We start from the raw sequence: 12,081 nt of genomic DNA, 5'->3' as shown, positions 1-12,081 counted from the left end.
GTCCGTACTGGCTAGAGTCGGAATCGAGCTTTTAGTCCCGCCCACCCCTTCAAGTCTAAACATACAAGCGGGCTTGCCCGCGAATGGGCCGGGACAGGCACTAAAAGTCTTGAATCTGCCCGCCCTCCCCCAATCCCCGTATAATCGCCCTCTTTTTCCCGAAGGCACCCCGCTCGTGGCAGACAAACGGTACAGCTGCATTGGTTTGTATAACCCCAAATCACCGGAAAACGTCGGTTCGGTGATGCGCGCCGCAGGCTGCTACGGCGTGTCGACCGTGTTCTACACCGGCAAGCGCTATGAGCGCGCCGCCGATTTCGTCACCGATACCAAGCGCGTGCACTACGACATCCCGCTGATCGGCATTGACGACCTGAAAAAGATCCTGCCGCTCAACTGCGTCCCGGTTGCCGTGGAACTGGTCGACGGCGCTCGCCCCCTGCCGGAATACACCCACCCGGATCGTGCCCTGTACATCTTCGGCCCAGAAGACGGCTCGCTGGATCAGGAGATCCGCGACTGGTGCGAAGACGTCGTGTACATCCCGACCACCGGCTGCATGAACCTCGCCGCCACGGTCAACGTCGTGCTCTACGACCGCATGGCCAAAGGCCTGAATACCCGCTCCGGACCGAAATTCCGCTGAAACGCCGCACATCCGATGGAACGAGCTGACCGCCTGCGCAGTCAGCTTGTTTATCCATTACTCATTGCCTGGAGAAAGATCATGACCGAGCTCAAACGTGTCGAACGTATCGAATCCACCCCGTTTCAGAGCCGTCCCGAGCAGAACGTCGAAGGCTGGGAGCGCATCGGTTCGCTGGCCGGCGGCGTGATCATGGTCGGCAAGGGCCTGCGCCGTGGCGGCGTATTCGGGCTGATTCAGGTGGCGATTGGCGGCGTGGCCATGGCCCGCGGCATCACCGGCCACAGCTCGGTGAAAAGCCTGCTGGAGAAAAGCCGTCAGGACATGAACAACGTGCGGGCGAAGATCGAGCGGGCCGGTGAAGAGCTGAGCAAGCTCAAGGCCAATGCCGAGGCGGCGACCAACACCGCCACCGTGACCGGCAATGACTCGGTGAAATCGCCGAAAGCCGGGGTTTGACCGCTACCGAAGCAACCCGCTATCAAGGACTTTGGACGACTCGCCGAGAACGCTTTCGGCGAGTTGCACGAACTCTTTGGTGTCCACCGTCCCCAGATGCATCGCCCCGCGCAGGACATCATCCAGCGAGCGCTTGTTGCGGGTCTTCAGGCGAATCTCGCCGTCCAGCTCCTGCAATAGCAACACCGCTTTCGACACCTGCGCCGGGCTGATCTGCTCGCCGCGCAGGGTCGTGACTTTCTGACTGTCCTTCACAAGTTTCGCCTGCAAGCTCTGATAACGCTCGTCACTCATGCCGCCGGCACGGCGCACCAGTTCAATGGCGTAATACTCGGCAAACCCTTCGCTGATCCAGTCGCTGCGCTGTTCGTCGTTGATCCGCCCGAACACCTGTGCCAGTTCGCGCACCAAAGCACTGCTGCCGCTTTCGCTGACCAGCGGCAAGCGTGTGTTGAGGTAGATCGACTCCCGCGCCGCCAGGCTGCCGCGCCACATCGGGTCATTGGCGCCGACGATCAGCAGTTTGCTCGGGTGGCGCGGAAACACCGCTTGCACCTGCGGCCAGACGAACGTCAGCAGCGTCAGCACGTCCATCCGGCGCATGCCCTGCCCTTGCGGCGAGGCCACGGTGACTTCGGTTTCCCCCAACCGCGTGCGGCGGCTGCCGAGGTGGCCGGCGAGCATCCAGCCGGTCGGGCGGTCGAACAGGCGTGACGGATTGTCGATACGGAATTTGTTCTTGCCGATGCGCGGCCAGGCGGTTTCGACGCTTTTCCAGCCGTCGGGCAATTCAAAGTGCAGGCGCGCGACCAGTTCGATGCCGTCCTGCTGATCGAGCCTGGCCGGCGGCACCAGTTCATCGCCGCGCATCAGCGCCCAGGTCGGGGTCATGCGCGTGTCGAAGCTGCCGTTCTTGCGGCCGTGGCTGATGCGTACGCGGTAGGTCAGGCTGGCCTTGTCCGCCGTCGGGCGCCAGACCCCGCGCGCCGGTTTGCCCGGTGTCAGTTGCCACTGACCGTCGGCCTTGAAGTCGCTGTAGTGACTGCCGTCGCCGAGGTCGAAATCCAGGCTGCGCACCACTTCGCCTTTGGCGAGGGTCAGTCGTACCTCGGCCTGATCGCTCTGCGGCAGCAGGCGTACCTGATAATCCAGATCGACTTTCTTCGCCGCCCACACCGGCGCACTCAGCGCCAGCAGCGTGACGATCAGCGCCCGGCGCAATCCCGTCGCCATACCTGCTCCTTGGTCAATCGTTAACCTGCGCGGAAAATCAGGTGATCTTCCCAGTCGTCTTCCGGCACGCTGCCTTCGGCGAGCATGCGCCCGGACTGGGAAATCCGTTCGTGGTGTACCGCGTCGCGATCACCGCAGACCAGGTGATGCCACAGCGGCAGGTCCTTGCCTTCGCTGACCAGCCGATAACCGCAGGTCGGCGGCAGCCATTTGAATTCTTCGGCCTGGCCCGGGGTGAGCTGGATGCAGTCCGGGACAAACTGCATGCGGTTCGGGTAATCGCTGCACTGACAGGTTTTCAGGTCCAGCAGTTTGCAGGCGATGCGCGTGTAATAGACGCTGTTGTCTTCTTCATCCTCGAGCTTTTGCAGGCAGCACAGGCCGCAACCGTCGCACAGCGATTCCCATTCCTCGTGATCGAGTTGATCGAGGGTTTTGCGTATCCAGAACGGTTCGACTTTGGCGGCCATGGCTCAAGCATCAACATCAGGTGGTGAAAAGGCCGCCAGTCTAGTGCCCAAGGCCCCGTGGGCCAAGCGCTGGCGACTGCCGGTTGTGCGGGGCTTGTCAGTTTTTGCGCGGCCAAGTAGCTTTGCCGGTCTCACCAGGCCTTTACCGGATGCCATTAACGCTCGACCGCGTCGCATCCGGTGAACTGCAGGCTTGCGCCCCAACCCCATCGTTCAGCCCAACTGATCCCGCCGGGTTTCGCTTCCAACCTGTCCTCAAACGTAGCAAGGAATCTTTCGATGAGTGCCAACCCTCGCGTTGCCGAATACGCCATTCACCCGCAGTTCACCGATCGCTGGTCGCCCCGCGCCTTCACCGGCGAAGCGATCCCGGAAGAAACCCTGCTGAGCTTCTTCGAAGCTGCACGCTGGGCGCCATCGGCATACAACTCGCAGCCGTGGCGTTTTCTCTACGCCCGTCGCGACACGCCAAACTGGGAGCGCTACCTGGGCCTGCTCAATGAATTCAACCGCAGCTGGGCACAGCACGCTTCGGCGCTGGTGATCGTGATTTCAAAAACCACCTTCACCGCACCAGGCGCGACCGAGGAAACGCCGGCGTTGTGGCACACCTTCGACACCGGTTCGGCGTGGGGCCATCTGGCACTGCAAGCGAGCCTGAGCGGCTGGCACACCCACGGCATGGCCGGCTTCGATCAGGAGCTGACCCGCAAGGAGCTGCACATTCCTGAAGATTATGCGCTGCATGCCGCCGTGGCGGTGGGCAAGCTGGGTGACAAGGCAACCCTGGCCGAATACCTGCAAGCACGGGAAACGCCGAGCCCGCGTCGTCCGCTGAGCGAACTGGCGGCTGAAGGCGACTTCACCCTCTAAGCCACACTGCAAAACGAACTGTGGGAGCGGGCTTGCTCGCGAAGAGGGCTTACCAGTCGACGACTTGGCTGACTGATAAACCGCTTTCGCGAGCAAGCCCGCTCCCACATTTTTCACTGCGGTGAATCAGTAACCGCGTGCGAAATCCACTTCCCCGCGCAACGCTTCACCCGCCTGATACGCCCGCAAGTTATCCAGAAACAACTGCACCATCATCGGCGGCGAGGTCGGCGCCGAGCTGTGCCCGGTCAGCAGCAAGCCCCACGCGGTCCAGAACGGATGCCGTTGCGGCAGCGGCTCCTGGCGGCAGACATCGATCACCGCGCCAGCCAGATGGCCTTCCTTCAATGCTTCGACCAGATCTGCATCGACCACCGCCACACCGCGCCCGGCGTTGATGAACAAACCAGTCGGCTTGAATTGCTTGAACAGCGCAGCGTCGTAGATGTCGTGGGTGTGCTCGGTGTTGGGCAGCAGATTGACCACGTAATCCACCTCGCCGACCAGACGCGGCAAGTCCGCCATCGAACCGACTTCGACAAACGGCGCCTGTTCGCGGGCGCTGCTGGCGATGCCGTACAACTCGACGCCGAACGGCAGCAGGAACTGCGCCACGCTCTGGCCGATGTCACCGGTGCCGACGATCAGCACCTTGCGTCCGACCAGACTCTGGCCGGTGCGGTTGTCCCACTTGCGCTCGACCTGGCTGACCAGCCGCGCCAGCACTTCGCGCTCGTGGCCGAGCATGTAGGTCAGCACGTACTCGGCCATCACCTGACCGAAAATGCCGACCGCCCGGGTCAGGCGGTAATCCCGGCGCAGGCCGTCGGCCAGCAGCGGCGTGATGCCCGCCCAGGTCGATTGCAGCCATTGTGGCTCGTGGCCCTGACGCAACAGGGTCGCCAACAGATCCGGCTGGCCCAGCCACACCGGGCAATCGGCAGCCTGGCGGGCCAGTTCGGCGGAGTCGCCACTGGTCAGCACTTCAAGCTCGGGGGCCGCCTGACGCAGCAGTCGGGCGTATATCGCGTGGTCGTGTTCAGCAATCAGAACGCGCATCTTCAAACCTTTCGCAAACCGTGCAGGCGGCCGTCCACTTCGTGGAAGCCGTCGCCGTAAAAACCGTTCCAGGGGTTACCAGAGGCCCAGGACAGGGCCTCGCGGATCAGACCGGGTCGTTGCGTCGCAGCAACTCTTCGGGCAAGTGTTCGATGTACTCTTCCTCGGCCGGTGGCATTTGCAGGTGATAGCCCTGCTTTTCGAGGTTTTCCAGGACCACTGCGATGTCTTCGCTGGCCAGCTTGCGCTCGGGGGTCAGCACCAGATCGAAGGAGTGCCTGGCCTTGCCGAACGCCGCCATCAGGCCTTCCGGCACGCGCTCCAGCGCATCGCTTTTGAGCACGTAAAGGTACATGCCGCTTTTCTTCGAACTTTGATAGATGGAACAAATACGTTTCAAGGCTGTTCTCCGGCGGTGGCCAGGCTGTCGAGCAGCTTCTGGCCCATCAATTCGCGGCGCCAGCCACGCAGCGAATCAGGCAATTGGTAAGGGCCCTCGGGGAAGCCGCTTTTGACCAGCGCTTCGAGGGTTTTCTTGCGCAGCATCAGTTCCGGCGCGATGCCCAGACGTTCCGCTTCGGCCTGACCGAGCGCCCGCAGCTGTTTGATCAGCGCGGCGGCTTCGATCGGCAACGGCTCCGGTACGGCTGGCGGCCATTGATCTGGCCCCACACTGCCAGAGCGCTTGATCAGATCAAGCAGAAACTCGCCGTCCTGACGCACGGTACGCGGGTGCATGTCTTCGATCTTGCCCAGCGCGCTGAGGTTGTCCGGTTGGGTCCGGGCCAGCGGCCACAGCGAGTGTTCGCGCACGATGCGGTTGCGCGGCAGATCGCGGGCGCGGGCTTCGCGCTCACGCCAGGCACACAGTTCGCGCAGCACGGCCAGTTGGGCGCGGGACAGTTTCCACGCCAGTTTGGCCTCGCGATACACCTCGTACGGATCGGTCTCGCGGCGCAGGTTGGCGACCAGTTCGGCGCCATCCTCCAGTACCCAGGCGTATTTGTCGTCGGACAGTTTCGGACGCAGTTGTACGAAAACCTCCGCCAGATGCACGGCGTCTTCGGCGGCATAGCTGATTTGCGTGTCGGACAACGGACGCTGCAGCCAGTCGGAACGGGTTTCACCCTTCGGCAGTTCGATGCCGAGCACTTCCTGCACCAGACGCGAATAGCCCATCGAGAACCCGAGGTTCAGGTAGGCAGCGGCCAGTTGCGTGTCGAACAGGGGCGCCGGCAGGCTGCCGGTCAGGCGCAGCAGGACTTCAAGGTCTTCGCTGCAGGCGTGCAGGACTTTGAGCACCGCCGGGTTTTCCAGCAACGCGGCCAAGGGTTGCCAGGCGTTGATGGTCAGCGGGTCGATCAGGTAGGCGCGTTTGCCGTCGCCGACCTGCAACAGCCCGGCAATCGGGTAGAAGGTGTCGACCCGCATGAATTCGGTGTCGAGGGCAACGAACGGCAGCTGCTGCCACTCGGCGCAAAACTGCGCGAGGCTATCGTTGTCGCGAATCCAGTGAATATCGATGGCCACACGGCTCTCCCTTCAAGAATGGCGCGCAGTATATATCGCCACCGGCGCTTTCCGCGCCTCTACAGGGCAAGAGCTTGATGAAATCTCCTGCCTGAGGGAAAGAATAGTCTTACAGAGTGAGTCTGCCGGCTCAGTCCTTGGCCAACACGCCGTCGATCACCGCGCCCCGGCAGCCGGCAAACAGGTCCAGATCCTGCTGGTAGACCTTGCTCTGCACTTCCAGCAGTCCGAGCATCGAGTGGAACAGATTGTCCTGGCTCAGCGGCTTGTCGCGGCTCATTTGCAGGCAATGGGTGTCGACCGAGTAGGACTTCTGATAGCTGTCGGAGAACCACGCCAGCATCGCTACGTGTTTCTGTTGCTCCGGCGCCAGCATGTACGGCGTGCCGTGGAGGAACAGGTTGTATTCGCCCAGGGATTCGCCATGGTCGGACAGGTACAGCATGGCGGTATCGACCTTGTCCTGATTGCTACGCAGCACATCGATCAGGCTCGACAGCACATGGTCGGTGTACACCAGCGTGTTGTCGTAGCCGTTGACGATGCTTTCGCGGCTGCAATTGTTTAGCGCGTTGCTTTCACATACCGGGGTGAAGTGCTCGTATTCCTTTGGATAACGCTTGAAATACTCAGGGCCGTGGCTGCCCATCTGGTGCAGGACCAGTACGGTGTCCTTGTCCAGGTGATCGATGAAACTTTGCAGGCCCTGCAACAGGATTTCGTCGCGGCACTCGCTGTTGGCGCACAGCGCCGGATCCTTGAGGTTGCTGACGTCCTGCAGGGTGACGCGATCGCAGGTGCCCTTGCAGCCGGACTGGTTGTCGCGCCAGATCACGTCGATCCCGGCACGCTTGAGCACGTCCAGCAGCCCTTCCTCATTCTTCGCCTTGCTGGCGTCGTAGTCCTTGCGGCCCATGTTGGAGAACATGCACGGCACCGACACAGCGGTTTCCGTGCCGCAGGAATGCACGTCGGTGAAGGCGATCAGGCCGGCTTCCTTGTCCAGTTTCGGCGTGGTGTCGCGGTTATAACCGAGGATGCCGAAGTTTTCCGCCCGGGCACTTTCCCCCACCACCAGCACCGTCAGGGATTTGCGCGGATGATTCTGCACGGAGGCATTGCGCTGGGCGTCTTCGCCGATCGTGACAAACGGTTGCTGCGCCGAAGCCACCTGCTCGCGCAGATAACCGGCCGAAGCACCGATGTAGTTGCTCGGCACCAGCATCAGGCGAATTTCGTGGTGATTGCGAAACAGCGAGGACAACCCCTGATAGTTGGCCAGCGCCACGCCGCCAATGACGGCAACCGACGCGACACTCACCACAACTTTGCTTAATAACTCGCGATGCCAGCGACGATAGTTGACTGGAACTTTCCATAACAACCAGGACGGCAAGACACCCAGAAAAACGATATAAGCCAGCAACTTCAAAGACAGCAGGTCGCGAACTTCCGTGGCATTGGTTTCGGCAAAGTTGCGAAACATGCCGGCATCGATCATGACCCCGTATTGGCTCATGAAATACGCCACGCCGGCACTGACCATGAACAACAACGTCAATACGGGTTTCAATACGGGTCGAAACGCCAGCAACGTCAACACGATGTTATACGCCGCGAAGATCATCACCCCGAACGCAATGCGCATGGCAATGCCCTTGCCGTCCGCAGCGGTGATGTCGAACAGGTGTTGCCAGAGAACGAAATTGAATCCGGTCAAAAGAAAGGCGCTGGCAAACAACGTCACCCATTCCGGGCGCACGGCTTTTAACTTGAACATGGCGAGGGGCTATTTCCTTGAAATAAGTGCCGTCGTCAATTGTGAAAATTTCATTGACTCAGACCACACAAACTTTATGCAGGCAACCATCAATTTTTTGTGAAAAAGAAGCCAACGATTAGTTGGCACATGAAATAACCATGAAACTTGCAGCGTATTTGAGAATGATTCAGCTGTGGTTCAGTCGCGGGCAACGAAAACGCCGTATCGAATTTCTCGATAGCGCTCCCGACTTTCTGATTTGCCGCCCCGCTCGCCTGCCCGCCTAATCGACAGTCTCTGGTTCAAAGGTTTGAAGATGGAAAACGTTCGCGCCGCTGCCCGCCCCGCCCTCTGGCTGATGCTCGGCATCATCCTGGTCGCCCTCAATTTGCGCCCGTCGATGGCGGCGGTGGGTCCTTTGCTCTCGGCCATTCGCGGCGATATGCCGCTGAGTTTCAGCCTCGCAGCGTTGCTGACGCTGCTGCCGGTGATGGCGATGGGGCTGGCGATGTTCTTCGGCATGGCGGTCAGCCAGCGCCTTGGTGAACAACGCACGGTGCTGCTGTCGTTGCTGATCATTGGCGTGGCAACGCTGTCGCGGTTGTTTCTCGACTCGGCGGGGGAATTGATCGCCAGCGCCGTGCTGGCCGGGATCGGCATTGCACTGATCCAGGCCTTGATGCCAGCGCTGATCAAATCGCGGTTTCCCGACAACGTGGCGCTGTGCATGGGGCTTTACGTCACCTCGATCATGGGCGGCGCGGCGCTGGCGGCTTCGTTTGCACCGTGGGTGTTGATGCAGACCGGCAACTGGCGGGCAGGTCTGGCGGTCTGGGCGGTTTTGGCACTGCTCGCCATTCCTGTGTGGTGGACAACCCGCGCCACGTCACCGGACACCATCCGGACCGTCGTCAGAAAAGAATCTTTCTTCACGAATTCCCGCGCCTGGTTGCTCGCGATCTTCTTCGGTCTGGGCACCGCGTCCTACACCTGCGTGCTCGCCTGGTTGGCGCCGTACTACGTGGAAAAAGGCTGGAGCGAACAAAACGCCGGCCTGATGCTGGGTTTTCTGACGGCCATGGAGGTGATTTCCGGGCTGGTGGTGCCCGCCATCGCCAATCGCAGCCGTGACCGACGCCTGGTGCTCGGCGCTCTGCTCGGATTGATCATCGCCGGATTCCTGGGTCTGATCCTCAGCCCGCAGCACCTGAGCCTGCTGTGGCCCTGCCTGCTCGGGCTAGGCATCGGCGGACTGTTTCCGATGAGCCTGATCGTATCCCTCGATCACCTCGACGAACCGCAACGGGCCGGCGGGCTGACCGCATTCGTACAAGGCATCGGCTACCTGATTGCCGGGCTCTCGCCGTTGATGGCCGGGATGGTTCGCGATCGACTGGGCAGCTTCGAATGGGCCTGGTGGTCATTGACGGCGGTGATGGCGCTGATGCTGCTGATGGTGCTGCGTTTCAACCCGCGGTATTACGCGCAGCACATGGGCTAATCTGACCGACCCGTCTGGATAAAGGCTTCTGGCCATCTTTGCCGGGTTTGATTGGGCACGTCGTGTTACTAAAACTTTCTGTCCCACAACTGACCGTGAAACGTCCTACAGGGCTTTCTCCTGGCACCATCGTTCCGTTACGATCATGCGCACACGTTTGCGCGGATTCGGCGCAAGGAGCACAGCGAGACAGAACGGATGCTGAACAGTAACTTGCTTAGAAAGCTCGACATGCAGGATCTCATGGTGTTTGTCGCCGTGTATGAGCAAAGCAGCGTCACCGATGTGTCAGAGGCGCTGTTCGTCAGCCAGTCCACCGTCAGCTACTGCCTGAAAAAACTGCGCACCAGCTTCGAAGACGAATTGTTCGTCAACACCCGCACGGGCATGCGCCCGACCTACAAGGCCAGCAGTATGTATGGCCATGTGCAGAAAATCCTCGAAAGCATCAACCTGTGCCACGCCGGCGCCCCGACCTTCGACCCGATGGCGCAACCGGTGACCTTCAACATCTGCGCCCCGGAATACTTCGAACAACTGATCCTGCCGCGAATGTTGAAGCGCTTCGACTTCGATGACTTGCCGGTGATGGTCAACATGCACAAGTTCGAAACCGACGTGCCGGTCGAAGAGCTGCGCGACGGCAGCCTCGATCTGGTGATCTGCTTCGGCCCACACTTCCATCGCAGCCACGCCGATCTGAAATCACGCATGCTGCTGGAAGATGACCTGGTCTGCGTCTTCGACAAACGCGCCACGCCGCTGGAACCGCGCCTGAGTCTGCAAGCCTTCACCGAACGCCGGCATGTGTTCCCGACACCGTGGACGTCGACCACCAATATGGTCGATGGCTGGCTGGCGCGCCAGGCGCAGAAACGCCAGATCGTCGCCCGCTCCAACAGTTACAGCGCGGCGTTGAAGATGATCACCGGCACCGATTTCATCCTCACCCTGCCCCGGCGCATTCAGCGCTTGCTGACCAACGACGCGGTATTCAACCATTGCGAGGCGCCGAATGGTCTGCCGGGGTTCACCCTCGACATGCAGTGGAGCCATAACGTCGATCAGGACAGCGCCAACCTCTGGCTGCGCGAGCAGGTCATCAAGACCTGCGCGGAACTGGAAACGGCTTGAGTTCTACACGCCGATGGCGGTCTTGTTGTAGGACCCACGGTCGATGTCGAGCAGTTCCACGCTCAGCTGCACCTCGACCCCGACCGGCCATTCGCACAGTTCCTGCAACACCGCCAGCAGGCTCTGCGAAAGTTGCGTCTTGATCTCCGAGGAACGACCGCTGAACAGCGCCAGCCTTACCGCCACAAAGGCGCGCTCGTTCATGGCGGTGCCGACCTTGAAGGTTTCAACCTTGGTGGCACGACTCTTGATATCGAACTCCGCCGAGAATTGACCGGAACCCACCAGCGTGTTGTTGAGCCGGATCAACGCCACGTCGGCGTTCAGGTGCGGCAGGTTGGCGGTGTATTCCAGGTGCAGGTGTGGCATGTCAGTGCTCCAGAGGTTCGGCAAAAAGGCCGTAGATATAACACAGCAACGCCTGACTCACGCCAACGACGACATCACCGGCCGCTCACTCATGAACTGCTCCAGCCGCGAGCGCAACCAGCGCTCGGCCGGGTCGCTGTCGACGTGGCTGAGCCAGACCATCGACAGGTCGAGGGTCGGGGTCTTGAACGGGAACGGCTCCTTGAACAAGAACCCGGAAGCGGCCATGGCGTCGGCGGTGTAGTCCGGCAGGCTGGCGATCAGATCGGTGCCGGCCAGCAGCGCCGGCAACGAACTGTACTGCGGCACCGACAACACCACCTGACGGGTGCGACCAATGTCCGCCAGCCACTCATCGGCGTAGCCACTGACATTGGCGGTGTGGGAAACCAGCACGTGAGGACGTGCGCAATATTCATCGAGGGTCAGCGGCGTGTCGGACTTGTCGGCACGCAGGATGCTCGGCTGAATGTGTCGCAACAATTTGCGCTTGGCATTGGCCGGAAGGCCGCGGGTCTGGCTGATGCCGACGGTGATATCGCCCGCCGCCAGCAAGTCGGGAATCCGCCAGTAATCGACATGCTGCACGACGAACACCACGCTCGGCGCCTCCTGACGCAAGGCGCGCAACAGCGGCGGCAGCAGGCCGAATTCGACGTCGTCCGACAGGCCGATGCGAAACGTCATGGTGCTGACGGCGGGGTCGAAATCACGGGTCAGGCTAAGCGCCACCGACAGCGAATCGAGCGCGGGCTTGAGATGGCGATAAATGTCTTCGGCGCGGGCAGTCGGCTCCATGCGATGGCCGACGCGAATGAACAACGGATCGTTAAGCATGGTGCGCAGACGGTTGAGCGCCGAACTGATGGTCGGCTGGCCGAGAAACAGCTTCTCGGCGGCCCGCGTCACGTTGCGTTCGAGCATCAAGGTCTCGAACACCACCATCAGGTTGATGTCGGCCTTGCGAAGTTCATTGCGGTTCATCCATTGCCCCCCGATCCCCAGATGGCGGAAGTGTAGAAAGGCCGTGGGGGCGGCGTCCATC

At 61.1% G+C, this 12,081-nt stretch carries 13 protein-coding genes; 5 read left to right on the top strand and 8 right to left on the bottom strand.

Annotation, left to right across the window (positions count from 1 at the left end):
- The first annotated feature begins 175 nt into the window (after positions 1–175).
- Positions 176–646 carry an RNA methyltransferase gene (locus ACKUG4_RS23145; protein ID WP_007958066.1) on the top strand — a complete coding sequence of 157 codons (471 nt, stop codon included), beginning with the start codon at positions 176–178 and terminating at the stop codon, positions 644–646.
- Between the two features lie 81 nt (positions 647–727).
- The gene (locus ACKUG4_RS23140; RefSeq protein ID WP_039772634.1) at positions 728–1,105 is read left to right on the top strand and encodes a YgaP family membrane protein; all 378 of its coding nucleotides are present in this window, start codon (positions 728–730) and stop codon (positions 1,103–1,105) included.
- A 3-nt stretch (positions 1,106–1,108) separates the two neighbouring features.
- Here the strand turns inward: ACKUG4_RS23140 and ACKUG4_RS23135 are convergent, their stop codons facing one another.
- Positions 1,109–2,338: a hypothetical protein gene (locus ACKUG4_RS23135; protein ID WP_445434910.1), complete on the bottom strand. Its 1,230-nt coding sequence runs from the start codon at positions 2,336–2,338 to the stop codon at positions 1,109–1,111.
- A 20-nt stretch (positions 2,339–2,358) separates the two neighbouring features.
- Positions 2,359–2,808 (bottom strand): YcgN family cysteine cluster protein, encoded by a 450-nt coding sequence (locus tag ACKUG4_RS23130; protein ID WP_064594159.1) that lies wholly within the window; start codon positions 2,806–2,808, stop codon positions 2,359–2,361.
- A 279-nt stretch (positions 2,809–3,087) separates the two neighbouring features.
- Here ACKUG4_RS23130 and ACKUG4_RS23125 point away from each other — a divergent pair, with 279 nt between their 5' ends.
- Complete coding sequence (locus ACKUG4_RS23125; RefSeq protein ID WP_445434909.1) at positions 3,088–3,681, top strand: nitroreductase family protein; 594 nt, start codon at positions 3,088–3,090, stop codon at positions 3,679–3,681.
- Positions 3,682–3,807: 126 nt separating this feature from the next.
- Here ACKUG4_RS23125 and ACKUG4_RS23120 read toward each other — a convergent pair whose 3' ends face one another.
- From ACKUG4_RS23120 to ACKUG4_RS23105, 4 genes are all read right to left on the bottom strand, one after another.
- Positions 3,808–4,740, bottom strand: coding sequence for a D-2-hydroxyacid dehydrogenase (locus ACKUG4_RS23120; protein ID WP_085648592.1), 933 nt, complete (start codon positions 4,738–4,740; stop codon positions 3,808–3,810).
- Between the two features lie 106 nt (positions 4,741–4,846).
- On the bottom strand, positions 4,847–5,140 hold the full coding sequence (locus tag ACKUG4_RS23115) for a YcgL domain-containing protein (RefSeq protein WP_039772642.1): 294 nt from the start codon (positions 5,138–5,140) through the stop codon (positions 4,847–4,849).
- A complete protein-coding gene (gene rnd / locus ACKUG4_RS23110; protein WP_039772643.1) occupies positions 5,137–6,270 on the bottom strand; it encodes a ribonuclease D in 1,134 nt (377 codons plus the stop codon). The genes ACKUG4_RS23115 and rnd overlap by 4 nt, the downstream gene beginning before the upstream one ends.
- Before the next feature lie 130 nt (positions 6,271–6,400).
- The gene (locus tag ACKUG4_RS23105) at positions 6,401–8,050 is read right to left on the bottom strand and encodes a phosphoethanolamine transferase (protein WP_445434908.1); all 1,650 of its coding nucleotides are present in this window, start codon (positions 8,048–8,050) and stop codon (positions 6,401–6,403) included.
- Between the two features lie 298 nt (positions 8,051–8,348).
- On the opposite strand from ACKUG4_RS23105, the gene ACKUG4_RS23100 reads away from it, so the two are divergent.
- Both ACKUG4_RS23100 and ACKUG4_RS23095 read left to right on the top strand, forming a co-directional pair.
- Positions 8,349–9,533 (top strand): cyanate transporter, encoded by a 1,185-nt coding sequence (locus ACKUG4_RS23100; protein ID WP_445434907.1) that lies wholly within the window; start codon positions 8,349–8,351, stop codon positions 9,531–9,533.
- A gap of 198 nt (positions 9,534–9,731) precedes the next feature.
- Positions 9,732–10,667, top strand: a complete 936-nt coding sequence (locus tag ACKUG4_RS23095; protein WP_064594151.1) for a LysR family transcriptional regulator — start codon at positions 9,732–9,734, stop codon at positions 10,665–10,667.
- A 3-nt stretch (positions 10,668–10,670) separates the two neighbouring features.
- Here the strand turns inward: ACKUG4_RS23095 and ACKUG4_RS23090 are convergent, their stop codons facing one another.
- Positions 10,671–11,036, bottom strand: coding sequence for a 5-carboxymethyl-2-hydroxymuconate Delta-isomerase (locus tag ACKUG4_RS23090; protein WP_445434906.1), 366 nt, complete (start codon positions 11,034–11,036; stop codon positions 10,671–10,673).
- Positions 11,037–11,093: 57 nt separating this feature from the next.
- Positions 11,094–12,020: a LysR substrate-binding domain-containing protein gene (locus tag ACKUG4_RS23085; RefSeq protein WP_045121852.1), complete on the bottom strand. Its 927-nt coding sequence runs from the start codon at positions 12,018–12,020 to the stop codon at positions 11,094–11,096.
- Positions 12,021–12,081 lie beyond the last annotated feature (61 nt).

Source organism: Candidatus Pseudomonas auctus (genome assembly GCF_048654275.1).
Lineage (GTDB): Bacteria > Pseudomonadota > Gammaproteobacteria > Pseudomonadales > Pseudomonadaceae > Aquipseudomonas > Aquipseudomonas pharyngis.
The sequence above is the reverse complement of the archived record's forward strand: the minus strand, read 5'-3'. Positions and strand labels throughout refer to the sequence as shown.